The sequence below is a fragment of the Sphingomonas sp. GW821-FHT02B09 genome (assembly GCF_059421875.1).
The window spans coordinates 164,432-187,538 of sequence record NZ_JBWKVV010000005.1 but is presented as its reverse complement, the minus strand read 5'-3'; the positions used below and the strand labels follow the sequence as shown (position 1 = coordinate 187,538).

At 63.0% G+C, this 23,107-nt stretch carries 22 protein-coding genes; 2 read left to right on the top strand and 20 right to left on the bottom strand.

Annotated elements, in window-relative coordinates:
• Nucleotides 1-61: 61 nt before the first annotated feature.
• The gene (locus AC07U4_RS18995) at nt 62-790 is read left to right on the top strand and encodes a CPBP family intramembrane glutamic endopeptidase (protein WP_495196528.1); all 729 of its coding nucleotides are present in this window, start codon (nt 62-64) and stop codon (nt 788-790) included.
• 38 nt (nt 791-828) lie between these two features.
• Here AC07U4_RS18995 and AC07U4_RS18990 read toward each other — a convergent pair whose 3' ends face one another.
• From AC07U4_RS18990 to AC07U4_RS18900, 19 genes are all read right to left on the bottom strand, one after another.
• On the bottom strand, nt 829-1,182 hold the full coding sequence (locus tag AC07U4_RS18990) for a DUF3768 domain-containing protein (RefSeq protein WP_495196527.1): 354 nt from the start codon (nt 1,180-1,182) through the stop codon (nt 829-831).
• A 61-nt stretch (nt 1,183-1,243) separates the two neighbouring features.
• Nucleotides 1,244-1,537: a DUF5983 family protein gene (locus AC07U4_RS18985; RefSeq protein WP_495196526.1), complete on the bottom strand. Its 294-nt coding sequence runs from the start codon at nt 1,535-1,537 to the stop codon at nt 1,244-1,246.
• A gap of 19 nt (nt 1,538-1,556) precedes the next feature.
• Complete coding sequence (locus tag AC07U4_RS18980; protein WP_495196525.1) at nt 1,557-2,483, bottom strand: hypothetical protein; 927 nt, start codon at nt 2,481-2,483, stop codon at nt 1,557-1,559.
• Between the two features lies 1 nt (nt 2,484).
• Nucleotides 2,485-4,152 carry an ATP-binding protein gene (locus AC07U4_RS18975; RefSeq protein WP_495196524.1) on the bottom strand — a complete coding sequence of 556 codons (1,668 nt, stop codon included), beginning with the start codon at nt 4,150-4,152 and terminating at the stop codon, nt 2,485-2,487.
• 107 nt (nt 4,153-4,259) lie between these two features.
• Nucleotides 4,260-5,576, bottom strand: coding sequence for a hypothetical protein (locus AC07U4_RS18970; protein ID WP_495196523.1), 1,317 nt, complete (start codon nt 5,574-5,576; stop codon nt 4,260-4,262).
• Between the two features lie 84 nt (nt 5,577-5,660).
• A complete protein-coding gene (locus AC07U4_RS18965; RefSeq protein WP_495196522.1) occupies nt 5,661-6,980 on the bottom strand; it encodes a hypothetical protein in 1,320 nt (439 codons plus the stop codon).
• 43 nt (nt 6,981-7,023) lie between these two features.
• Nucleotides 7,024-7,524, bottom strand: a complete 501-nt coding sequence (locus AC07U4_RS18960; protein ID WP_495196521.1) for a hypothetical protein — start codon at nt 7,522-7,524, stop codon at nt 7,024-7,026.
• Between the two features lie 488 nt (nt 7,525-8,012).
• Nucleotides 8,013-8,684: a hypothetical protein gene (locus tag AC07U4_RS18955; protein WP_495196520.1), complete on the bottom strand. Its 672-nt coding sequence runs from the start codon at nt 8,682-8,684 to the stop codon at nt 8,013-8,015.
• 12 nt (nt 8,685-8,696) lie between these two features.
• Nucleotides 8,697-9,014 (bottom strand): hypothetical protein, encoded by a 318-nt coding sequence (locus AC07U4_RS18950; protein ID WP_495196519.1) that lies wholly within the window; start codon nt 9,012-9,014, stop codon nt 8,697-8,699.
• A gap of 17 nt (nt 9,015-9,031) precedes the next feature.
• The gene (locus AC07U4_RS18945; protein WP_495196518.1) at nt 9,032-9,328 is read right to left on the bottom strand and encodes a hypothetical protein; all 297 of its coding nucleotides are present in this window, start codon (nt 9,326-9,328) and stop codon (nt 9,032-9,034) included.
• 10 nt (nt 9,329-9,338) lie between these two features.
• Nucleotides 9,339-9,983 (bottom strand): hypothetical protein, encoded by a 645-nt coding sequence (locus AC07U4_RS18940; protein ID WP_495196517.1) that lies wholly within the window; start codon nt 9,981-9,983, stop codon nt 9,339-9,341.
• 218 nt (nt 9,984-10,201) lie between these two features.
• Nucleotides 10,202-10,807, bottom strand: a complete 606-nt coding sequence (locus AC07U4_RS18935) for a DUF7007 domain-containing protein (protein ID WP_495196516.1) — start codon at nt 10,805-10,807, stop codon at nt 10,202-10,204.
• Between the two features lie 124 nt (nt 10,808-10,931).
• The gene (locus tag AC07U4_RS18930) at nt 10,932-11,450 is read right to left on the bottom strand and encodes a thermonuclease family protein (protein ID WP_495196515.1); all 519 of its coding nucleotides are present in this window, start codon (nt 11,448-11,450) and stop codon (nt 10,932-10,934) included.
• Complete coding sequence (locus tag AC07U4_RS18925) at nt 11,441-11,629, bottom strand: hypothetical protein (protein ID WP_495196514.1); 189 nt, start codon at nt 11,627-11,629, stop codon at nt 11,441-11,443. The genes AC07U4_RS18930 and AC07U4_RS18925 overlap by 10 nt, the downstream gene beginning before the upstream one ends.
• 11 nt (nt 11,630-11,640) lie before the next feature.
• The gene (locus tag AC07U4_RS18920) at nt 11,641-12,066 is read right to left on the bottom strand and encodes a DUF6927 domain-containing protein (protein ID WP_495196513.1); all 426 of its coding nucleotides are present in this window, start codon (nt 12,064-12,066) and stop codon (nt 11,641-11,643) included.
• A gap of 9 nt (nt 12,067-12,075) precedes the next feature.
• Entirely contained in the window at nt 12,076-13,935 is a 1,860-nt protein-coding gene (locus AC07U4_RS18915) for a reverse transcriptase domain-containing protein (protein WP_495196512.1), read from the bottom strand.
• 605 nt (nt 13,936-14,540) lie between these two features.
• Nucleotides 14,541-14,831: a hypothetical protein gene (locus tag AC07U4_RS18910; RefSeq protein ID WP_495196511.1), complete on the bottom strand. Its 291-nt coding sequence runs from the start codon at nt 14,829-14,831 to the stop codon at nt 14,541-14,543.
• A 24-nt stretch (nt 14,832-14,855) separates the two neighbouring features.
• Nucleotides 14,856-15,764, bottom strand: coding sequence for an ArdC family protein (locus AC07U4_RS18905; protein WP_495196510.1), 909 nt, complete (start codon nt 15,762-15,764; stop codon nt 14,856-14,858).
• Nucleotides 15,765-15,852: 88 nt separating this feature from the next.
• Nucleotides 15,853-18,129, bottom strand: coding sequence for a ParB/RepB/Spo0J family partition protein (locus AC07U4_RS18900; RefSeq protein ID WP_495196509.1), 2,277 nt, complete (start codon nt 18,127-18,129; stop codon nt 15,853-15,855).
• A gap of 191 nt (nt 18,130-18,320) precedes the next feature.
• Between AC07U4_RS18900 and AC07U4_RS18895 the strand changes: the two genes are divergently transcribed.
• Nucleotides 18,321-18,818 carry a Ros/MucR family transcriptional regulator gene (locus AC07U4_RS18895; RefSeq protein WP_495196508.1) on the top strand — a complete coding sequence of 166 codons (498 nt, stop codon included), beginning with the start codon at nt 18,321-18,323 and terminating at the stop codon, nt 18,816-18,818.
• Between the two features lie 43 nt (nt 18,819-18,861).
• Here AC07U4_RS18895 and AC07U4_RS18890 read toward each other — a convergent pair whose 3' ends face one another.
• On the bottom strand, nt 18,862-23,079 hold the full coding sequence (locus tag AC07U4_RS18890; RefSeq protein WP_495196507.1) for a strawberry notch-like NTP hydrolase domain-containing protein: 4,218 nt from the start codon (nt 23,077-23,079) through the stop codon (nt 18,862-18,864).
• Between the last annotated feature and the right edge of the window lie 28 nt (nt 23,080-23,107).

Sequence of the window (23,107 nt, the reverse complement as noted above, 5' to 3'; positions counted from 1 at the left end):
TACCCTGTTCGGCTGAGACTTAATGCCCGACACCGCGGTCTCCTGTCGTGAAGGATGAAGCATGAACGAGATGGCCGTGGCGTCCGGACGCGCTTTGCAAGGCCCGCGGTCGGCGTCGACGCCGTCGCTATGGCTCGTCGCGGCGCTGCTGATCGCGCATCAAGCTGCGCTCACCATGATCCACTATCTTGTCGGCCCTGCACTCGGCTTTGATCCGGCCTCGGCCTCGCTCACCGCCACGACGATTGTTCTTGGTGCCGTCGTTATGCTCGGCCTGGTGGCCTTGGATGCGCGCAAAGCAGGCCGCACACGTGCTGTCCTGCTGGTCGGGGTGGAGTGGGATCGCTCGACCATTTTGACCATCTTGGTCGGCCTTGCGGTTGCGCAGATCCCACTCGGCATCCTGGCGTTGCAGGGTGAGACCGTTTGGCAGTCCGGATCGTCCAGCAATTTGGAGGTCGGCCGCGCGCTGATCGCCTCGATGGCCGGGCCATCTGGCATCGCGCTGCTCATCGCGACCGTCGTGGTCGCGCCAATCGTCGAGGAGGTGCTCTACCGTGGGTATCTGCTTGGCACGCTCGTTGATCGTGGCTGGCGCGTTGTGGCTGTACTCATCTCGGCCCTGCTGTTCGTCACCTTGCATTTCGAGCCGGCAAATCTCGTCGCATCGCTCTGCCTCGGTGTCGGCACGGGCCTATGCGCCGTTCAATCGCGCTCCATTGTACCTGGCTTGATCGTCCACGTCGCCAGCAACGCGTTCGGGATGTGGTATGCGACCCTTGGCTCTTGATGCAGACACCGCCTCATGGCCGGTCGAACCCTCAAACGTCAAAGGTCTCCGCGCAACATCATCATCAGGACTCGGCGTGTCTTGGCGGGATCGGCGGGATCTTCTGAGCCGTATTCTCGGGCAAGGTCATAATAATCGATCGAGAAGAAGACGGTCTGTCCGCGAAACTCGAACTCGCCGCGATTTCGCTCGCGGTCACGGGGATCGAAGGTGCAGCGCCGAAGTGCCTCGACAATTCCAATTTGAACCGCGAGCGCGCTCGTGCCGTCCTCGGTGAACGTGGCGAGACACGCGCTGGTCATCATCACCTTAGCCGTTCGATCGAGCCCTTGGCGGCAGCGATCGTTGAGGCGTCCGATCGTATCGATATTGCTGTCTGTCGTGTCGACCATCTGAGGTCTCCGAATAGCCCGGCACAGATCGTGGCGCCGGCGCTGGGTTTTCAGTCCAGAGTCACCAGTCGAAGACTGGGAGCCCTTCTATTTCTGGTTCATCGCGATCGAGCATGATCCAGAATGCCGACTTCGCGCGCGCGACGGCCATACAGGCTGCCAGGTCGACCGGGAGCGTGTCGTCGACGTCCTCCGGCACGTAGATGAACCACCCGTACTCGCCTTTCTCCCAGGCTGGGCCGGGATACGTCGGCAAGAAGGTGTTGCAGGTTTCCTGCGTGATGTGTGCGGTCGACAGCACGAGCATGGGCTCGATCGTTGTATCGACCGGCTGAGCGTTCTGATTGGCGTCCATCATTTCCTCCGGGATGGCGTCAGGCTGCGAGCGGCGCGGCCTTGGCAAACAGGCCTGCGTTGAAGCGCTCGAGCCAGCTCTGCATGGTGGGGCGCTCGCCGATCGGCACCAGCGCGGCGACGTCCTGAAACCGGATCAGGTCGAGCGGCGCGTCGCGCCAGATGCGGTCGATTTCCCGGCTTGGAAGTAGCCCTTCCGCGCGAATGAAGTCCGTCATTCGGCCTGGGCGCGCTTTCGTGGATCGGCGCCATAATCCCTCGACGGTGTGCAACCGTGGCGCCGCGCGTGCTTCTACCAGCACGATCAACCGCAGACACCAGCGCGGAAGGCCGCGGATTTCGTCGGGTTGGTTAGCGATACACAGCCAGCACGCGCTTTTGCTCGGGACGGGAAGTCCAGCGGCAAGGATTCGTTCGACGCATGCCTCTCGGTTCCAACCCCATTGTCGTAGAGGATATTGGCAATCGTACAGCGGGTCGTTGATCGAGAGTGCATGGTTCGCTCGCAGGGTATCGCGAGGGCCCGCATCGTAGCCGATCAGACGGACAACTCGTTGTCCGCGTCCCCAAGCATCAACGGCAGGTTGCCACGTCGCAAGGAACGCATCCTGAGGCGCCTTCTTGTATTTCAGGCTGCAACTGGAGCCTCCCAAGCTCTTGCTCGGCAAGGTAGCATTGGTCAGGCACATTTCCAGCAGCCCGTAATAAGGGGGCCAATGCTTGAACCGCTTCGGTAAATAGGAAACGATTTCATGCCGAATGCCGTGATCCGCCATCCACGGCCCGATGATGTTCAAATATTCGTATGTTTCGGGCTTCTCGACGCCGGTATCGGCGCTCAGAACGAGGTCCGGTGCCTGACCTCGCGCTACGAGCTCAACCAAGAGCGCGGTGCTGTCGACTCCGATGCCGTAGGCCAAGACGACGGGGGGCGGGGGCATGTGCATGTCACCCAACCTCCGGCCGGCGCTCGGCGATCGTGACCGACACGCCCGCCGAGGTCATCGTGATCGTCACCGAGCGATCCGGCGGCACGTCGACCGGATAGTCGCGAAAGAGGGCGCGAACGTTCGCCTCAAGGGCGGCATCCGTTCCCTCGAGCAAAGCCAGAACCCTGTCGCTGGCGTCGCGCCGGAACCGCTCTTCCTGGGTTTCGTAGCTGTCGGCGCAGCTGTCGGAGCTCGGCTCGAAAGCCGCACGTTGAAAGAGCGAGATAACGTCCCGAGCTGGCGGCTCTGCACCACGTCGGACAAAGATCGCGACGTCGTCGACTTCGGTTGAGAGGTCGAAATCCGGAGCGAAGGCGACATCGGCACCGCAGGTCACGGTTGTGGTCGCACCGCGATGGACGATCGTCGCTTCGAGGGTCAGCTGCTCGACATAGCCATTGTCGACGTCCGAAGGTGCCCCGTTCTCGTCGGTGATGTGGAAGGTGCGACCCTCCTGCTCGATCGTGAAACCGAGCGTCTGAACGCGCGCCAGCCCGTCGTACCATCGATAGCCGGCAAACGCCGGCTCATCGAACACGAGCGGACCAGAGAATGGCTTATGCTGCTGGATCGCCAGCTCGGCAGGCTGCGCCAGGATGGCGGCCACGTCCGGCATGATTATCATTGTGGCGTCGCTGAAGCTGCTGCCGGTCATATAGCTCTCGCCCTGCGCAGCATGCGGAGCACACCACCCATGGAGGCGGCATTCGGCCTCGGGCAGCGCTACACCCAGCCTTCGGGCTTCCAGCCAGTCCTTATGGGAAAGCCGATGCGAGCCTTCCAAGGCGATGGCACCATAGATCGCCTTGCTCGCGGCTTCGCACAGGGCTGTCACCGCATCGTTCTGAACAACCTCCTTGCGAGCCGGGAGCACAAGCTGGATCGTCGGGCAGTCGATGATGTCGACCACCACAGTCCATTCTTCGCCGCGGCCAACCTGCTGCACGATCGGCATCCGGCACGGGATCGTCAGGCCATGGAAGTTCAGCCGGTCGGCGCCGCCCCGTCGGTGATGCTCCTTCACCACGCCGATGCGGCACCCGTTCCAGCGCTCCTCGTAAATGGCTTCATCGAGCCACGGCGTCTGCTCCAGGCTTTCCCCGTCGAAGGTCACGGGCAGAGGGTAGTGACGCGCAACATGGCTCAACGCCGGCAGGACCTCATCCTCCCATGCGGAGTCCATACGGATACTGATTGCGGTTCCGCGCCCGATCGGATCCGGTGAGATCGCGATCGGTCGGCTGCTCTCCCACGCCGCGGCCGGGATATGGGCGCACCAGCCTTGACGGTGGGCCTGCGACCACGACCGGATGATGACGTCCCTACCGGCAAGACTGAAGACGCCCATGCCGGCGGGATCCTCGCGGCGAGCGATCGCGTCATTCCAACCAGACCGGCCGAGCGTGACGATGCTTGCCGGATCAGCGATGCCGTGACCGTCGTCGACGATGTGCAACAGTCGGTCGCCCGCGCGACCGATCGTGGACACGGCGACCATGCTCGCGCCGGCGCGGCGCGCGTTCTGCAGCAGCTCATGTAGGATGTCGGTGACCGATCCGTTGAAAAGCCGGGTGACCTTGTTGATGGTCTCGGGCGCGACACTGGTGGAGATCGTGGCGGGGAGCATGGCGGATCCTTCGGAGCCGTGCGGGGGTAATTCCTCGCATCCGCCATCACCCTCCCTCTCTCCTTCACGCCCCTGCGGCACCGGGATGCGCCGCAGAGGCGGATCGTTCAGGGCCTCTTGGTTGCCGCTCGCATCTTGTCTCGTGCGCCTGCCAGCTGCCGGATGCTCTCTGCGAGGAAGAGCCCCTCGGATGACGCTTCGGCTGTGGTTGCCGCGCGTTGTCTCAGGACCTCGAGGCGACGCTCGATCGCGTCGGTTGTCACGGTGACCTCCTGCTCCGAAAATGCGATCTCGCGTGGCGGAGAAGGAAAGCGGCTTGATCCGACGGTCACTGCCGAGGGGCGGCTCTCCTTCATCTCACTGGAGGCGAACACGCTCCATAGGTGCGCTTCGGCGTCGAACAGCTTGTCGAAAGACTGGCTCGTGTTGCTGACGTTGACGATCCACTGCTGGAGATCGCGCTCCATGAAGCCGGGCTCGTATATCCGCCCCGGCGTGTCGCCATCGTCATCGTGCCCCAGCTCCATCCCCGCGGCGCGAAGGCCGTCGACTGCGCGTCCCGTCAGGCGCCAAGCGTCGAAGCGTGCGCCCTCATCGGAGGCTGTGAGGTAGCAGCGGGTGGCGATGTTCCAGGCTGCGTTCACACGCTCAAGGTCGTCCTCGAAACGCTCCGGTTCACCTCCTGGGACCAAAGCGTTTCCGCGTTCCGCCTCCCACGCCTCGAGCATGAGGATATTGGCATCCATGAAGTCGTGCGACGCGCAAACGTTGTCGGGCACCGTTTGATTCCGGAGCCGCGTCCCCTGCCACTCCTCAGGTGTCATCTCGTAGGCGACCCGCTTGGCGAACGCGCACGCGAGCGCCTCGACGGAGGCATGCGTCAGCACAGCGTCGTAGTCGTCCCCAGCGTAGATGATGGTCAGCTCGCCAACCGCATCGCGCCGGCTGAAGGTGAATCTCGAACTTTCAGGAACCTCGCGCTTCCCTGGATCCTCGTAGTCGATCCAGAGCTGAGCCGCCTCGCCCATCGGGCCGACGCAGGGACCAAAACTCGGCGCTGTCTCGTGGTGCCAGCTCATCTCTGACCACGTCGCCGGGATCGGCATCATGGTCGCGATCGGATAGTCGGGGAAGAGCCACGGCCATTTCGCATCGACCGCGGTCGTGGTGTAGCCGTGGCTGATCGAAACCATGCTGCCATCGATGGCCATTCCACGATAGTCAGCGATGCGCTCTGCGTCGCCATCGGCACCGGCGATCAGCTCGCGCAGGACATAGGGCCAGACCCCGATGCCCACGGACACGTTCAGGAAGCCGTTCCACGTTGTATCGTCGGTATAGCCCGGGAAGGTCGGACCTTCGCCGAACGACCAGAGGACGGGACGCATCGGACGGTGCGGAGGGGTATGTTGGTTGTCGGACAAGGGAGCTGCTCCTAACCGGCTAATTCCGGTGCTCGCTCCCCCGCCCCCTCCCCTCCATGGCCTCGGGCCGCCTAGACGCTCCGGCTATGCGGCCTCGCGTCCCGACAAAGCCATCAGCGGCGTTGCGGCACCGAACCGCCGGAGCGTTGCCGCCATCTCGGAGCGCAGCTTCGCCTTGCTTGATACGACGACGTCGGGGGAGAGCGGCGTCCCATCCGCGCTCGCAAAGCCGGTCGCGGCCCGATCATCGCCTACATACATCCGGATCAGATGGCCTCGGCCGGGAGCCGCGCCGATATGCCGAGCGGTGAACTCGCCGAGCTTGCCCGTCAGACCCTGTATCAGCTTGCCCCAGCGAATGTGCCCCGCAGCCATGTTCTCGTCCGCTCCGTAACCGCGGTCCAGCCAAGTCCGTAGGTGAGCGCGCTGCTGCAGCTTGGTGTTTCGGGTCCGCTCCATGCTCCGACACAGCGGCAGGGCTGCAGCTACAGCGTCAAGGAGGCGCAGGTCGTCATCCTGCAGCGTCACCAGGACGTCGTCGATTTCGCGCCCCATTAGCACCGCGCGGAGTTGCGCGGCCGCGTTGGTGTGGCTGACCTGCCGTCGACCGTGGCCCATCGCCTGAGGGCTGAAATGGTCGACCGTGACGAACCCCTCGTTGCTCAGGATGATAACCGCCAGCTCGTCTGCGCCGGGTCGTTCGCGGACGATGCGGAGGAAGTCCCATTTGATGCGGTCCGCTTCTGCGATTGCCACGTCCTCGTCGCTCAGGATGATGAGACGACGCGACCAGCGGGCGGGCCGGGCTTCGTCGCTCGGCTTTGGCCAGCTGCTCGGTAGCGGGCGGGCGGGCACAACCGGAAGCGATGGATGCGGCATGTTGCTTTGTCGCAGCTGAGCGAGATTGGTCCGTCGCGCCGCGTCGAACAGGTCTGTTCGATCGCCACCACCATCGGTGAAGCCCTGATCGTAGGCCGCGCGTCGGACTTGCAGCGGCGCGTTGCTCGGGATGCTGTCCGGATAGCGGTGCGGCCATCCGACGTGGGCCGCATACCATCCGTCAGCGTAGCGGTTGGCAACGTCCCAATCGTAGCCATGATCGTCTCGGCCCCGCAGGATGGCGAGGTCACGATCGTTCACCTTGCCCTCGCGGGCCTGGTTCTCGAGGAACGCGAAGTTTGATGCCTGACGCTCCGCCTCGGCCTGAACGCGCATCGCCTCGAAAATGGGCCTAGTTGCAATCACGCGCGCACGGCTGCGCGCCTGACGGTCGGCAAGAGGTGCGTCATGGGGGAGGTCCGGAAAGTCCCGCCACGACGCAGCGAGCGCCTCGGCCTGCTCCGGCGTTCGACCGCGCGCCAACCATGTGCGCGGATCCGCTGAATTGAAATCGTCGGCGATCATCACGCCCTCCGTGTCCTTGCACCCGCAGGTGCGACCGAATGGATCAGGCGGCTGCCCATCGTGCTCGGGCGAGCGCGGCTTCCTCGGGAAAGGCTGATGCGAGGTTCGTGTGAAGCACCTCGAAGTCGGGGATTGGGAAGCTCCCGTCCGGGTTCGGACGTGTCGTCTGCAGGGCGCCAATCAGCAGCTCGGTGACGTCAAGCTGATGGATCGTCGCCACGCTGCCTTCGTAGGTGATGGGGGGCGAAAAGCCGGCCTCGAGCCAGCTCCCAAGACCATCCTCGACCGCATCGGCATAGGCAGCGACCTTCTCGTCATCCTCATCGTCGATGCGAAGCGAGAGCGTGCGGTAGGTGCCGAAATCGTGGCGGTTGGCGAGAGGCTTCAGGCGGCAGCCGGCCGGAGGCTCCCCGAACCGGGCAATGATCGCCAGCTTATATGCGAAAATCTCGTGGGCATTGGCCGTATCGAAGTCCGGCGTTTGCCCGAGCTGGGCGCAGTCCTCGTTCGCGGGCGCTCCACCAAGGTCGATTATGTTAGGCATGAGGTTCTCCGTCGATCCACCCGGATCGACGCTCCCCACCCCCTTTCCTTTTGTCACCGCGGTAGACTGGGGGGCCTATTCAGGCTTCTGATTATGGACCAAAGTTAGAGTCGGCTTTTTCGTGGCAATAGCCACAAGCATCGCCATAGCTTCAGGATTGGCTATGAGATCGGCAAGCGCGTCGCAGATTACAGCTTGCATGACGTGATTCTTTTGCGCCTCGCCCTCAGTTTGAGCCGCAAGGCACGCATGCTTTTGCCCTTCACTTCGAAGCGTAGGAAAGTTTGCGCTCATAAGAGGCCTCCCAAGGGCGAAGAGCGGGTTTGCTACCGTTCGTCTCTAACAGAATGACCCTGGAGGCGTAAGCGGTTTCCGGGCGCAGCCCTCAGTCCCACGACAACGCGAACTGCTAAATCGCCTCCGCTAGCGATCGGGGCAATGACAGCCGATACCCCTTCTGCGCCCGCGGAACGCAGCTTGATCCCCAATCAAAACCCGGCGCCGGGATGCCGTGCCTCGATGAAGTGACCTTGGACCGCCAACCTCTCCCGACCCAAGGCCTCGCAACCTTCAACTAGCCGCTGAACGGAGTCACTGATCTTGTCGAGCATAGCGGCATAATCGGCATCTAGTGCCTCGGCCTTCTCCGATGTTGATGAAACCGTCGACCGGGCTTCACGGTGCGCAAGCTGAACGTCGGGCACATGTCTCGCTTCGATGGCCTCGAACTCGATGCTGGCTTCGGGCAGCACCATATTCTCCGGGATCGACCTGAACTGGGCGCTTAGGGCGTTCAAGCGTGCTTCGGCCGCTCGCGCTACTTCGCTCATCGGCAACGTTGGAACACGCTTAGGCTTTTCACCAGTTACTGTGGGCGAGCCTCCAAAACCGAAACCGAAGTTTCCGGTCATGTAGGCCATGCCCGCAGCGACGATCCCAACTATGCACAGGGCGTTGCCAATCGGCCCCTGTAGCGTGTCGATGATCCGGTAGAGATGCTCGAATGGCGGTGACGAACTACCCTCGTGAAGAGGTTCGCCATCGATCAGGACACCCATCATCCACGTCGCCGATTTGAACATGAGCACGAACAAGAGGATGGTCAAAGCTATGCTTGAACCGCTCGGACCAGAGCTCGTGTTGTTGCTGTTCGGATCCATGACCAGATCTCCTCAAAGACTGCTGTCACGACGGAATCGTCGTGCAGCGGCTTGGGCGGGACCATCGCTCTGGCCGAGCGTCTTCATTCGATCCGTTTCTAGCGTCGCGCCAAGGCCGTCCGGCAGGTCGGCGTAACCTGCAGCTACCTCGAGGGCGGCAGCCGCAGTCGCGAGCTCGCCGTCGTCGGTGCCCTCCCATGCGACAATCTCGCTCTCGCCCTTGAGCGTGGGATGCGGCCGCGAGACCTGGACGAAGAAGGTGCCGAGCGGGCGATCCCATCCGACGGCAACCGTCGTGCCGGCGTGACCGGCGAAGGTGTGACGGCTCATTGTCTTAGTTCCTTCTCTCAGGCGGCCAGCGTGATCCACTCAGCGTGCCATGGGCGGGGATGCGGCGCAAAGCGAAGAGCGCCGGGGACCGGGGCGTGGCTGTCCACGCGTTCCACCAGCCAGTCGATGTAGCGGAGCCCGTCGGCGAGGTCCTCGTCGAGCAGCTCGTCGAGCATCGATGACTGGCGGGCCTGCGCTTCGGTCAACATCGACCAGTCTAGGGCATCCAAGAAGGTCGCTCGGCGCTCGATGAACCGCGCGATGCTTGCAACATCGGCGCGTGCGATGGCGAGAGCATCGTTGATCTGCATCATATTGCCCTCCTCAAGCGGCGATAAGGGTTGGTTTGGAGGCGGTGGCCGGGGTGGTCCGAAGGCGCAGCTCGCGCGTCAGCCGCTCGGCAAAGCGCGCGGGCCGCAGCAGGTCGGCCATGCTGGCATTCCGGTTCGTCTGTTCGGCGCCGGAGGCAACCGGCCGATACGAGACCTCGCGGCCCTCGAAGCGTCGCCCCACCCGCACCATGACCGCGACCTCGGCCGCGGCGAGCAGGACATAGCCGGACTCGAAAACCTCGCCTTGCGTCGAGACGATGGTGTAGCTTCCCTCGCCGAGTGCGAGCGCCGAGGCGAGGTCCTGCATGGCGACCGTCGCGTCCTCGTGAAATCGCTCTTTGGCGGCTTGATCGTATTCGACGCCGCGGATCGAAAGAGCGAGCAGCGCTGGGTAGCGCTTTAGCGATTGCAGCCGCCTATCGCAGGCGTGACGGAGTACCGAACGCGACGCGCGATTGGTCGATACGGTCGCCATGTGGCGTGCAAGCAGCACCATGGCGGGATCCGTGTTGGGGTCGACGCCGGCATTGCGGCAATCATCCAGCGCCTTGGTCATCGCCTGAAGAGTTATGGCGATCGTGGTTAGCGCAGCGGGATCCACCGCCTGTTGGTGGCGATAAGGCACATCGTAGAACATCGACGCCGTCTCCAGTGAAGGCCGAGCGCGACATTTCACGCCCAACCTCTCACTCCCCCCTCCTCTCCCGCGGCTTCGGCGGATTTGGATCGTCAGCCCCTCAGGGCTGGGCGCAGTGGCAATCGTCAGGGATCGTCCGCTCGGAACCGTGAGCAGTGGCTAAGCCGACGGAAAGATGTTGCCGGTTTTCGGAAACATCTTTCCGTCGACAGCGAGCGCTATGCGATCACCTCGACGCCGATCGACTTGAAGGTGCTCCCGGTGTCGCGGGCCTCGTAGCGGCTCGCGTCGACAAGCCCCTTCACGCTTGGCCCGTCGTATTTGGCAAAGCCGAGGTGATCGCAGCCGGTGATCCGCTGCCCGACAACTCCGACTTTCCCGGCGGGAACCCAATCGGCCCAATCACCCCACGCGGCCTGAACGCCGATCTCACCCATAGCGGCTTCAAGGAGCGCGATTTTGCGGAGGACATGGCTGTCGCTAGGTTCGAGTACGGTCCCGGTGAAGCCGGTGTAGTGCTGTGGCCGCCAATGCCGTGCGGTTTGATGCGCAAGGTCGCGCTCGAGGTCGAACAGCGGATCGCGCAGCTCGGCGAACTCCGCCTCGAAGGCGAGGATTACCAACGACCAGTCCACGTCTTCCTCATAGTAGATGCTGTCGAGGCGGAGTGGCTCAGGCATCGCCGCCTGACGCTCGGCGGACAGAACGAAGCCACCATGGGAGGCCGTGCTGACCGACCAGATGCCCGGTAGGCGCTGCTCGGCTGTCTGTGGCGCTTCCCAAAGGGTATGAACGGGCGCGGGTGTTGAGGCGAAAGCGTGCATGATCGTCTCCTTGATCGATGCTCTTCCCCTCCCCCTCCTCTCCAACCTCTGTTGCTCGGCCTCCGAGGCTGGAAAGCTTGCAACACCGCACCTGTGCACAGGTGCATCCGCGCACCTGTGTGGCCTAGCGTTTACGTGCTTCGCACGAGAGACGTTCCCCGTGACGCCATTTCGCGGGATCGAGGAAATAGCCGGCGTGGGCACCAACCCGCTGACGCTCGGCCTTTCCGTAGGCGGCGACATAACGCTCTGCACGTTCCGGATCGCCTTTGAGGTAACTGGTGGCGGGCACCGCTAGGCCTGCGGCAATCATCGTCTCGCCGAGATCCTGCCCGCCCACGTCGACGGTGCCGATTGGGCGGCCGTAGCTCTGCTTGCCCGTCAGCCGAATCGTTGCTGGGTTCGCCTTCAGAAGCTTAGACGCATAGTCCTGGGCCGCCTTGCCGCAGGGCCAGCAGCCAGACGTCGTGCGGCACATCTGGCGCTTCTCGAAAGCGTCGGCTCCGAACAGGCGAATGTCGATCGATACCGTGTCCCCGTCGATCGCGCGACCATCGGCCGTGATCGCGCTGCTCTGATCCGACCGCGGTGCCGCGCCGGAGCAGGCAGCCGCGATGAGGGCAAGGCCAAGGATCAGGCGCATGCCCGGACCTTGTCGATCGGCGTGTCCGCGCGCTCGATCACGCGCCAAGGCTGCAGCGGGTCGCCGGTGAGGATCAGCACGACGTCGAGACCTCCGGCCTGCATGCGCTGTGCGACACGTCGGGCGTGAAGGACGCTGCACAGGCGCCAACGTAGTGGCGAGAAGGGGGCGTTTTCCATGTCAGGCTCCATCAGGCGGGCATTGCAGACGCGGGCGGCTTCGCGAAGAGCGTTGCGTGGACCTTTGTCTGTGGGACGAGGATCCAAGGCAGATCTCGAAAATTGCGGATGTGATAGTGGCCAAAGCCGTTCTCGCCTCGGAAGGTGATGCGGCTACCTCGTTTCACCACCACGAACTCGCTGCCAACGTGATTATCGCTGAAGGTCAGTGGTTGAGGCAGTCGGATCCTCATGCCGTCTTCGACGCGGCGCGCTCGTCGGCGAAGGCGGGCCAGGCAGCGTCTGCGCCAATTCAACGCGTACTCGTTGTTCGTGGGCGGAAGCAGGCGAAGAATTTTCTCCGGGCAGTCGTCCGAACAGGGGCCGGCGTTCTCACCCAGTCGGGTAGGATTGGTGCTGCTCAGAGAGTCAGCCCTGATCCCCCCGCCGAACCGCACGTGCAGCTTTCACTGCATGCGGCTCTCCGCTGCGATAACACCATTCATGTTCCGGCTATCGGGCAAGTGGCCTCGATGGATGTCGGCGTGACACATATCGCACAGGACTTTCGTCCTGCGCGCCCGTGCCGCCTTCATCATCGTGGCTAAACCACGGTGCTTAACATCGGCGAGCCCTTCGACATGATGGACGTGACACGATCGGTCCGTCCGCCCGCATGCCTCGCATTGCTTGGCATTCTGGCGATCGACCCAGTCGGTTCGCGAGTGTGAGTAGATTTGCGTCCAAGGCGGCGTATCCACCTTGACCGGATCAATCCACTCTCGCTTCAAATCCATCAGTTTCCAGACTTTGACCGACCGAGGCTGGTCGTCAGCGACGTAGCTGACGCTATATTCCTGCCCCGAACTCATATGGGCGGCGACGACACGCACGCTACTCTTGTGCTTGCTCGCCAAGGTCTTGAACATACTCCAGCGCTGGATGAACTCAAGCCGATTAAGTTTGAATTTCACATCCCTCGCAAGAGCGTAGTAGTTCGCGAACCCCCGCAGTTCAGCGTTATAGGCAAGGACAATCTCGGCATCGCTACAGCTCAGAAGGGTGTTCCGATGACGGGCCTTCAACGCGGCCATATCCCCGTATCCCTTCGTCGAGGCGAACGCGAACACCTTCTCCCAAGGCACGTTGAGTTGCATCACCTCCGAGGGAGGCCGGCGGCTGAAGTGTTGGGAGCCACGCTGGCTCCGCACCGTCCACTGGCGACCTGTGTAGGTTCGCACCTGATAGCCCAAGAAGGCAGCGCCATCGCTCGCCTTGCGGATACCGCTTTTCTCCTCGGACACGCTAAGCGCCAGCGCGTCGGTCAGGAAGGCCCTGACCTCGGCAAAGACCTGTCGCGCATCGTCCTTGCTGCCGATCACACCGATAAGGAAATCATCGGCATATCGGCAGTAGCGGAGTCGGCGATATCCGGCGTCCATGCCATCTCGCGACGGCAAGGTACGCATGTGTTTCGACAAGACATCGATTTTGGTCAGTACGACCGCAATCGTCGCCTCGTCGGCGTTGCCGCGAGCTTGCAGACTTTTGAGCCGCTTTCGCTGTTTTGCGATGCGCGCTGCCAATCGCCCATACTCTGGGTTCGTGGCGCGGGTCTTGCCCTTCTCGAAGGCAGCGATCCGTCCTGCGACGAACTCGTCGAGCTCGTGCAGATAGATGTTTGCCAAGATCGGAGACACGATCCCGCCCTGTGGAGTGCCACTGTAGGTCGGATTATGCATCCGCCCTTCCATGACCCCCGCCTTCAGCATGTCGCCAATCAGGCCGACGAACTTTTCGTCGTCGATCCGTTTACGCAACAGCTTGAGCAAGACGTCATGGTCGATGTTATCGAAGAACCCAGTGACATCCACGTCAACAAGCCACTTTACGCCCGTCCAGACGGCTTTAACATGTTCAAGTGCCGTGTGACACGATCTCCCCGGTCGGAATCCATGCGAGGCATTCGAGAATACCGGCTCATAGATCTTTTCGAGAAGTTGGCGCGCCACCTCCTGGACGAGACGGTCGTCGCGCGTGGGTATACCCAGCGGACGCCGCTTCCCCTTGCCTTTCGGGATGAACACCCGACGCACCGGTTTCGGCTTGTAGGCTCCGTTCGCCACGCTGGCGATCAACGGATCGAGGTCATCGGGACCGAAGTCTGCGAAGGTCTCGCCATCAATGCCCGGCGTCATAGCCCCCCGATTGGAGGCGATCTTTCTGAGTCCCTGCTCCCAAAGAAGCCGCGACCCCATCAGACGATGCAGCCCATTCACTCGTTTGCCCGACGCTGCCAGCGTCGGAATGGCCTCCAACCGGGCCATCACAGTTTCAGGTAGCATCAGCACACCCCATGATAACCGGTTGAAATATCGCAACTGCCGCCCTTCTCCCGGTGGTCCCCGTTTTCGACCCGGTCGCCCGTTCCTTATGCGGATGCACCGTCTCCCCCGACGGAGGAGCTGTCCCGGGCATTACCCCGGGCATTTGAATACTATGGCGGCTCCGTACCCATGCAGGTCGGCCAAAGCCGCCTGTTTAGGGCATCTCGTAGTTACACTGATCGGAGATACGACGCGGTTAGGTGTCCCGTTCATCCACTGAACCCCTCGACAAGAAGCGCGCCGGACGGGCTGAGGAGCAAAGAGCCAAGACATGAGACCCTTGCCATCGTCCGGAATGGCGTATCAGTCGCTTTCGCCAATTTTCGCTATATAAAACGCTGCAGACTGGGATTTAAGCAGTGTAGCCTTCACCATACGCGTCTTGCCCTGACCGGCATCGCCCCTTCACGACTGGGACGCATTCGGCCTTGCTCCAAGCATGCTATTGTCCCCCGTCCGTTTCCGGATTTCAGGTCTTGTGGACCCGAGGTTAGCTTGGCGGGCAGAGGCTTCCTCAACTTACCTCATCATTGCTGATACTCCTTTCAGCGCCACAACGGCGCACTGTCTTTGTAGCCAAAGATGTAGCCATCCTTCGCGTTCGGCGTCCATCGAACCTCACAGATGATCGCGGTGACGGAGGTGGGCACACCGTTTTCGAGAATTTCGACAGCGGCATACCAGACGCGGTTTCCGACGCACGCGCTGTCGATCACGCGCGCACCGCGCGTGCCGCCACCATCGGCGTCGTTGGAATAATTGAACTGGGCGTCGAGATAGGCCTTTGGCGTGCTGTAACCGCCCATCCCGAGGCGCGTCATCGAAAGCCATCCCATGGCGGGTTCTCCTGTGAGAATAGGTCATGCTGCAAGCTTCGCCGGCTGTGCGACCTCGGTCGAAAAGGCGCGGAGGTAAGCGAAGGCTTGTTCCGCTTTTGTGGCGGCTACGAAGATCGTGCTCTTGTCTGCACGCAGCATGCGCAGCCAATCGCCAATGTAATTTGCATGGCTGTCGTGAATCTCGGATGGAAGGCCGAGCTCGCTACACACCATGGCTCCGGTTAATTCGGCAACCAATTCTTCTAAGCAGTAAGCCTTGTCGCCGAATTTCTTACCGAATGTCCGATCCAAGCGCGATTGATGCCCGGTCCAGTGAGCATGTTCATGTGCGAGGATGGAGGCATGAGCGTCGGCGGACTTGAAGCTGCCGATGTGCGGCATCTGGATGAAGTCGAAGGTCGGGCTGAAGAAGGCGCGATCACCGCCCCGACGCACGCGCGACGGAATAGCCGAGAAGAAGGCGTCGATGCGATCCTGTCGCGCCGACAGCAGTGCAGGGGTTGGTGGGACGGGTCGCGCATAAAAGTAGCTCGGGAGGCCCTCGATCTCGTCTGCATTGAAGACCGTGTACGAGCGGAGGAAACGGATCAGCTTGTCGGCCGACAAACCGAGGAGGTTTGGTTGCGCCTTCTTGCGGAAGGTGGAGCTGTAGACCGAGAAAGACGGCTGCGCGTCACGGCGGACCTGTCCTCCAAGCTCATCGGCCTGGCGCGCGGTCATCCAATAGCGGCTTTTGAACCCCAGAAAGTCGGCCATCGCCCATAGCCAGATCGAGTTGATCCCGAGATACGGGCTCCCCTCGTGGCGGAGCGGACGCCCGCCCTCTCCGGTTACCGACCATGGACGCTGCCAAGGAACGGTGCCGGCTTCGAGTTTGGCGATGATGGTGTCAGTGATTGCGGCCGCGATGTCGCGAGTGCCTGCGGGCATGGCACGGCTCCTCGATAGGACGAAAAAGGAAGCTGCCGGCGCTGCGGAAAGGCAGCGCCGGCAGCGAGGTTGCCCAGCGGGTGCGCTGTTACTCGGCCGCGACCAGGTCGTTGGTCGTGTCGTCGTTCTGGTGATCCGGATGGGGGACGTCGTCGGTGCCGCTGCTCTCGCCGGCGTCGTTCATCTCATCGTCCTCGTCCGGTTCGCCGTTCCCGTCACCGATAAGCGCGCCGAGGTCCTCGTCGTCATCGTCGCCGCTGCCGTGGCCGATCAGCCCGGCAAGCTCGTCCTGACCATCGTCCCCGGCCAGCTCGTCCGACGGCTTGTCATTGAACCGCATCGCGGAGGGCACCCAGGCGAGCGCCTTGTCCTTGATCTCGGTTTCGACGATCGCATCGCCAGCAAACAGCTTCTGGCACGACGCCGAGATTTCCGGTTTCTTGCTGCTCGCGTGGCGGCTCGTCAGCGCCGGACCGCCGACCTCGTCGAGAAGCGAAAGCAGCGCGCCCTTGGGAACGCGGTCGAAGAAGTTCTCCGACGTGGGGCGCCACCAGCTGGCGACGTCGATTTCGAGGATGGTGGCGAGCCTGTTCTGGAGCGGGATCTGCTGGGTTGCGCCGTAGCCCTCCTTGGCCTCGAACGATGTCGCGACGATCCACGCCATCCATGCGGCCTTCGTCTCATCGGCCAGCATCCGGAACGCCTCGAAGCGAGCTACCTTGTCGGTCGCCTCGGTCCAGGTCGCGTCCAGACTGTCGTGGACCTCGGCGAGATAGTCCCGCGCACGCGAGGGGGGCACGTTATTGGCCAACACCGGATCCTGCGGCAGCGCTGCGCGAATGGTCGTGCCGTTGCCGGTGCCTCGATGGCTGCGCGCTTCGATCATGGTGAAGATCATGTAATCGAGCGCAAGCCCGGGGTTCGCCTGCAGTGCTGCGCCGAGCACGTCGCGGCGCTGGATCGCGAGCTGATCGAGCAGGACCTGGCTCATCTGCTTGCCACCAGGTGCCGCACGGTCGGGTTCGACAATCCCGGTGGTGCCACCCCGAACGCTCGACCGTCCAGTGCCCTCCTCGATGCGGAAGGTCGGCGTCTGGACACCGCGCGGTGTGACCTGGCCATCTTCGCCGGCATCATCGCTGGCGTCGTCATCGATTTCGCCTTCCGGTGCGCCAGTTGCGCCGTCGGTAACATCGGGTTCGACCATCGTGATCGTCAGCGGAGTCTCGCTGTAGAAGGTGTCGTCGAGCACCATCTCGCCGGCGTGCGACAGCGTCAGGAACGTGCCGACACGCGGCGCCAGTTCGGCGGGCATCATTACCGGCCGGTTTTCGAGGCCATGCAGTTCCGCTGCCAGCGCATCGTACTGTTCCTCGATCGCGAGGTACGCCTCGTCGGCGAGCGTGCCGCTTTCGAGTTGCTCCTGCAGCGGCTCCAGCAACGCCTCGATCTCGACCGCGCGGATGCCCTGCTCCTCGGTCATCGGCTCCGTCGGGAGGTTTACCGGATAGAGGCCGCGTGCCGCATCATACGTGCTGTTCGATGCGACTGGTCGGATCCATGCGAGGCCGCGCTCTTCCCCGATGCGCTTCGCTTCCGCTTCCATTTTCTCGGCCGCGAGCTTTTGCACGATTTCAGGGTTCGACCAGCGATCGTCACCCTCGCTGAAGAGCTCGCGTTCGATGATACCGCCCGCAGCCTCATAGGCGACCGCACCCACGAGCAATGCGACCGGATCGCTGCTGCGCATGTCGTCGTTTGCGATCATTCGGCGGATCGCGTCAGCATTGTAGTAGCTGCTGTGCCCGTAGGTGTTCCAGACCTTCAGCTGGCGGTCGTGGCTGGCGGTCGAGCCATATGCCTTGGCCATCTCAAGGCCGATCTTTTCATCGGCAAGCGCGTCGAAGATCGGCTCTGCGAGGTTTGCGAGCCGCAGACGTCCCTCCACGAAACGGCGGGTCACGCCAAAGCGGCGCGCCAGACCGTCGATGTCGCCGCCCTGCGAGAGGATGAGCTGGAAGCCCCGGCACTCGTCGGCCGGGTTCATGGCGTCGCGCTGGAAATTCTCGACCAACGAGACTTCGGACAGCTGGCTCTCGGCGCCGGTCATCAGCTTCACCGGCACGTCGTAATCGTCGGCGTTGATCTCGCCGCGCTCGGCCAGGAGCATCAGACCGCGATAGCGGCTCTCGCCCGCGACGACGCCGAAGTGACCGCGTGGCTTCTTGAGCGGCGTGACGATGAGATTTTGGAGGATGCCGTTTGCGGCAATGCTGATTGCGAAGCTTTCGGCCTTGTCGGCGCGACGCTTGCGCACATTGACCTCGGAGAGAACGAGCTTCGACAGCTTGACGGACTGGATCATGGGAAATCACCCTTTTTGCTGAGCATCCGACATTCTCGCCGGACACCAGCTCCCTCCCCCCTTCTCTCCTTGGCTCGGGGCTGCATCGGAACGTGACGTGTTCTTGGGCCGTTCAGTGTTGCTGCGTGGCCGCACCGGGCTATGAAGGTGACGTCGCCCGTGCGACCTTACCCTGACTATCAGGATCCAAGATGAGCGAAGATACGAACCCCGTCGAACTGGCGACCGAGCTGACGATCGCGTGGCTGTCGAACCCGAATACACGAACCTCAGCCGACGACGTTCCAGCTTTCCTGAAGGCGATGCACGATGCCGTCGCGACGCTGGGCGCCAGCTCGAATGAGGCGAGCGCCGAGCCTGCTGCCGCTGAATATACGCCGGCGGTGTCGGTGCGTAAGTCGCTGGCGAGCAAGGATCACATCGTCAGCATGATCGATGGCAAGCCGTATAAGACGTTGCGTCGTCATCTCGCGGGTCACGGTTTGACCCCGGAGGACTATCGTCAGCGCTATGGGCTGAAGGCTGACTATCCGATGGTCGCCGAAGCCTACAGTGAAGCGCGCCGGGATATGGCGAAGAAGATCGGCCTTGGACGCAAGCCCGGCCAGAAGCCGGGTGCTGCAGCGGCCGAGGCCCCGGCAAGCAAGCCGCGTCGCACCAAGAAGGCCGCGGAAACGGCCGAAAGCTGATCGGGCAGCCGGTCCTCCCAATTGTGGCAGGACCGGCCCACTTTCATGCCGCCTTGAGGAGCTTCTCGAGGATCGTGCTGGCCTCCCCGACCGGCACGAACACGCGCGTGCGATAAGCAATGATTTCCGTGAAGCATCCCAGCGCCTTGAGGTAGCCGAGTTGCTGCGCCGGTGCTCGCTCGATCTCGATCCGCTGTGCACCGTTCACGAAGGAGCGGCGGATCGTCATCTCGAACGGCCGAACCACGTCGACGCTGCGGCCCGACAGGACCGACTGTGCGATTGCCTCGACCGGTAGATCCTCGCTCTTCGCGATCCCCAGTTTGGTGAAAAGCTGGACGACGTGTTGATCGAAGACGAGCCGGCCGAGCCACGAGTTGCCTTGCCCGTCGACGATCCGGTTCACCGCGAGGTGGTCGGACGGAAGCGCCGACCAGATCGGCAAGAGCAGACCGGTTGCAAGCCGGATCGTCTCGACTTCGGTCTGTCCTGCCAGCTCGGCAACCTCTTCGGCCCACTTGGTCTCGAACGTGGCGCGATCAATCACGTCCCAGGCGGACTCGAGCAGGTCGGACTCGCCGATATATTCGCGCCGGCACGGGCGCTGCAGTTCGAGCCGGGGGATTGGCTGACCCTGTTCGTCCATCCACGGACGTGCGTGCAGCTGCAACGCTACCTTCCCCGACCGCCCGTTCATTACAAACGCCGCATCGCCAGCCCACTGCGCCGTCGTGAGGATCCGCTCCAACGAGATCGGCATCTTCTTGCGCGCAATCTCGATGGTGAGAAGGTGGGACGTCGCACCGGATAACGGGTCGGTCCGCAGGAGAGTGTCGTCGACGACGGTAGCGGTGTCGGCTGTAATGGTCTCGACGCCCACGTCGAGCGTACCCGCTTCCCGGGCTGCCGCAACGCGCGTCGCGACGAGGGAGAGGAACTCGTCGAAGATGACATTCTGCAGCCCGATCGGCAGTGCCAAAAGGCGATTGAGCCAACGCTGGATAGGCGGCAGCTCTTCCTTCAGGCATCCGTCGTTGTCGTAGAGCTCGAGGCCGGTGCGCGCGCAGAAATCATCGAGCGTTGTGCTGGTGAGCTTACCCCTGTCGAGCAGGTGGAACCAGGTGACGAGCGCATCCTTGGCATACTCGCTTTCGAGGTTGTCAGCCGGGTCGAAGAGGTTCTGTCCGCCAGTCTGGCGCTGCCCGCGTGTCAGCGCACCGAGGCTATCGAGCCGTCGTGCGATGGTCGAGGTAAAGCGCAGCTCTCCCTTGCAGTCCGTCGTGACCGGCCGAAACAGCGGCGTCGAGGCCTGATGGGTGCGGTGCGTGCGGCCTAGCCCCTGGATCGCTCTATCGGCGCGCCAGCCCGGCTCCAGCAGGAAGTGAACGCGCTGCTCCTGGTTCTTCGCGTCAAGGCTCGCGTGATAGGAGCGCCCCGTTCCGCCGGCGTCGGAGAACACGAGCACGCGCTTGGCGCCCGCCATGAAAGCCGCAGCCTCGACCTGGCTCGACCGAGCGGATCGCGTTTCGACCTTCTGACGGCCGTCGGAGGTAGAAACCAGACGTTTGGAGCGGCCTGTTACCTCGGCGACGTTGTCGGTGCCGAAATGCTCGATCAGGGCGTCGAGGGCGGACTTGATAGGCGGGAGCCCACAGATATGTTCGAGCATTGCCTCGCGCGCGGCGATGGCGTCCGGATTGTAGACCGGGTTGCCGGCCTCATCAGCCATCGGTCGCGATCTGGTGGTCCCTGTGTCGTCGGTGAAGGTTTCCATCTGACGTGTCGGAAACGCGCTCTGCAGATAGTCAGCGATATACTCGGTTGGCGACAGGTCGATCGTGGGATCTGCGCGTTCCTCGGCCGACATCTGGCTGAGCCGACGATCGAGGATCGCCTCGGCGGTGGTCACCAGCTGAAGCACGACCGATTGTCCAGCCTTGAGGTGCTGTTCGACCGCGCCGATGACCGTCGGAAGCTTCATCGCGAGGAGGACCTGACCGAAAAACCGCTGCTTGCAGGATTCGAGACGTGACCGGGCGGCTGCTTTGGCGCCGCTGTTGAGCGTTCCCCCTTCGAGCCCGTCGACGACGTTTGTGAACTCTAGCGCCTCCTCCATGTTCTGATGGATCACGCTCCAGGCCTCTGCATAGGTGTCGTAGATTTCGATCTGCAGAGGCGTCAGCTCGTGCTTGAGAACATCGTACTCGACCCCTGCGAAGCTGAGCGCCCTCGCCGTGTAGAGGCCGAGAGCTTTCAGGTCGCGGGCGACCAGCTCCATTGCAGCGATGCCACCCTTCCGGATTTCGGCGATAAACATTTCGCGACCGGCGAACGCCGTCTCTGGCCCCCACAGGCCGAGGCGAACCGCATAGGCGAGGTTGTTCACGTCGGACGCGCCGGTCGCGGAGGCGTACAGAACGCGGGCGTCCGGAAGGTGGTTCTGCAGGAGCACGCCGCAGATCCCCTGCTGTGATCCATCCTTCTTGCCGAGTGCTCCCTCGCCGCCTGCTACTCCGCCCATCTCGTGGGCCTCATCAAATGCGATGACACCTACGAAGTCGGGGCCTGCCCAATCGAGAATTTGCTGCAAGCGGCTGTTCTCGGTTCGCATTGAACGCAGCGTGGGGTAGGTCACGAACAGGACGCCCTCCTCAAGGCGGATCGCCTCGTCGATCTTCCAATTGGAGACCGGTTGCACATCGCCCGCCATCCCGCCGAGCGCAGACCAGTCGCGCCGCGCGTCCTCGAGCAGCGGCTCGTTCTTGGTCACCCAGATGTGGCGTCTCCGGCCCTGCAGCCAGCTATCAAGGATACACGCGGCCACCTGTCGACCTTTGCCTGCACCCGTACCGTCTCCGAGGAAGAAGCCCTTGCGGTAGCTGCGGCCATTGTCATCCAGGGTGAGACCCACGCCCTCCTTGTCGGGCTTGAAAGTGCCCGGAAGCATTTGCGACCATGCGTGCCCGGCATAGATCACCGTCTCGAGCTGCGAGGAGGACAGCATCCGTTCCGAAACGGTTCGCTCGGGCAGGTGCGGAACGTGTGCAGGAACCGGCGCAGGGATCGAGCCCATCGCGACCGATTCCACCAGAGCCGTGGGGTGCTCACCGGCTGCGTTGAAGACGATGCGGCTCGGTCGATACGGGAGGTATACGCCCACTTGCTCGGCGAGCGGTGCCGGTGCTGTCAGGGTTGTATAGCCGACGGGGAGTACGGCATTGCGGATCGGCTTGTGAAAGGTGCGTGCGACAGCCGGCTTAGCCGCACGTGCAACGCCAAAGAGGCTCACCGGCGCGGCGGAAGGCTTGGCGCTCCGTGCTTCGGGGACCAGCTCGGCGCGGACCGGCACGTCGACCACGTCGAGGAAGTCGAGAACGGACCGGCGCTGGATGACGGTATGCGATGTGCCACCAGCCACCTTGTCGATCACGTAGAGTCGCACTGCGATGTCGGTGCCGTGCTTTCTGTAACAGCTTTCGAGCCGCAGTGAGGTGCGGACAGTGCAGCCGGTCAGCACCGCTTCGTAGGCCGCTTTCAGCTGCGCGCTCGGCGCGAACCAATCGGGCATGACCGCGACAATCCGCCCACCCATAGAAACGCGGCGTATGGCTGCCTGCAGATGGCGCAGGGCTGCGAGATTGTCCGCGCCGCGGCCGATGCTGCGCGAGAACGGCGGGTTCATCAGTACGACGGTGGGCCGTTCAAGCCCCGCGTGAAGACTGACAAGCGAAGCTCCGTCGTGGCCCGTGATGATGGCATTCGGGAAGACGCTGGCCAGGCTTTCCCGACGACGCGGGTCGATTTCGTTCAGCTGCAGGCCGGCATGGTGCGGCACCTGGACCGCAAGCAGTCCATTGCCGGCGCTCGGCTCCAGCACGATGTCGTCCGGTCCGATCGCGGCCATGACCGCGGCAAGAGCGCCGATATCGATTGGCGTCGAAAATTGCTGGAGTTCGATCTGCTCCTCGCTGCGCACCGTCTGCGTCGGAAGCCGTTCCATCAACGCTGCGGCATGCGTCACGCCGGCGATATCAGCCAGCGGATAGGGCTGCTTGGTGACGTGCAGCGCCAGCGCGTGCTCCAGCATCTCGAAGCTGTCGCGCTGGGTCCAACGGCCCTCTGCGTCGGTGCCTCCGAACGCAGCTGTCATAGCGTTGTTGAGCGCGCGCCGGGTGATCGGCTCGCCGGACGCCAGCGCCAGGGCGATGGTAAGCGCGGCCGAACGGTCGGTGACAGGCGGCAGGTCGAGCAGGTCGGACATGGAAGGCTCCCTTGGTCATGCTGCCATT

What these genes read in the sequence shown, in the direction of transcription:
- AC07U4_RS18965 (WP_495196522.1), bottom strand. Translation starts at nt 6,980, where the DNA reads ATGATCGCCGACGATTTCAATTCAGCGGATCCGCGCACATGGTTGGCG.
- AC07U4_RS18995 (WP_495196528.1), top strand. Translation starts at nt 62, where the DNA reads ATGAACGAGATGGCCGTGGCGTCCGGACGCGCTTTGCAAGGCCCGCGG.
- AC07U4_RS18950 (WP_495196519.1), bottom strand. Translation starts at nt 9,014, where the DNA reads ATGAGCCGTCACACCTTCGCCGGTCACGCCGGCACGACGGTTGCCGTC.
- AC07U4_RS18990 (WP_495196527.1), bottom strand. Translation starts at nt 1,182, where the DNA reads ATGGTCGACACGACAGACAGCAATATCGATACGATCGGACGCCTCAAC.
- AC07U4_RS18895 (WP_495196508.1), top strand. Translation starts at nt 18,321, where the DNA reads ATGAGCGAAGATACGAACCCCGTCGAACTGGCGACCGAGCTGACGATC.
- AC07U4_RS18955 (WP_495196520.1), bottom strand. Translation starts at nt 8,684, where the DNA reads ATGGATCCGAACAGCAACAACACGAGCTCTGGTCCGAGCGGTTCAAGC.
- AC07U4_RS18925 (WP_495196514.1), bottom strand. Translation starts at nt 11,629, where the DNA reads ATGGAAAACGCCCCCTTCTCGCCACTACGTTGGCGCCTGTGCAGCGTC.
- AC07U4_RS18930 (WP_495196515.1), bottom strand. Translation starts at nt 11,450, where the DNA reads ATGCGCCTGATCCTTGGCCTTGCCCTCATCGCGGCTGCCTGCTCCGGC.
- AC07U4_RS18940 (WP_495196517.1), bottom strand. Translation starts at nt 9,983, where the DNA reads ATGTTCTACGATGTGCCTTATCGCCACCAACAGGCGGTGGATCCCGCT.
- AC07U4_RS18980 (WP_495196525.1), bottom strand. Translation starts at nt 2,483, where the DNA reads ATGCACATGCCCCCGCCCCCCGTCGTCTTGGCCTACGGCATCGGAGTC.
- AC07U4_RS18910 (WP_495196511.1), bottom strand. Translation starts at nt 14,831, where the DNA reads ATGGGATGGCTTTCGATGACGCGCCTCGGGATGGGCGGTTACAGCACG.
- AC07U4_RS18985 (WP_495196526.1), bottom strand. Translation starts at nt 1,537, where the DNA reads ATGGACGCCAATCAGAACGCTCAGCCGGTCGATACAACGATCGAGCCC.
- AC07U4_RS18905 (WP_495196510.1), bottom strand. Translation starts at nt 15,764, where the DNA reads ATGCCCGCAGGCACTCGCGACATCGCGGCCGCAATCACTGACACCATC.
- AC07U4_RS18975 (WP_495196524.1), bottom strand. Translation starts at nt 4,152, where the DNA reads ATGCTCCCCGCCACGATCTCCACCAGTGTCGCGCCCGAGACCATCAAC.
- AC07U4_RS18945 (WP_495196518.1), bottom strand. Translation starts at nt 9,328, where the DNA reads ATGATGCAGATCAACGATGCTCTCGCCATCGCACGCGCCGATGTTGCA.
- AC07U4_RS18890 (WP_495196507.1), bottom strand. Translation starts at nt 23,079, where the DNA reads ATGTCCGACCTGCTCGACCTGCCGCCTGTCACCGACCGTTCGGCCGCG.
- AC07U4_RS18900 (WP_495196509.1), bottom strand. Translation starts at nt 18,129, where the DNA reads ATGATCCAGTCCGTCAAGCTGTCGAAGCTCGTTCTCTCCGAGGTCAAT.
- AC07U4_RS18915 (WP_495196512.1), bottom strand. Translation starts at nt 13,935, where the DNA reads ATGGCCCGGTTGGAGGCCATTCCGACGCTGGCAGCGTCGGGCAAACGA.
- AC07U4_RS18960 (WP_495196521.1), bottom strand. Translation starts at nt 7,524, where the DNA reads ATGCCTAACATAATCGACCTTGGTGGAGCGCCCGCGAACGAGGACTGC.
- AC07U4_RS18935 (WP_495196516.1), bottom strand. Translation starts at nt 10,807, where the DNA reads ATGCACGCTTTCGCCTCAACACCCGCGCCCGTTCATACCCTTTGGGAA.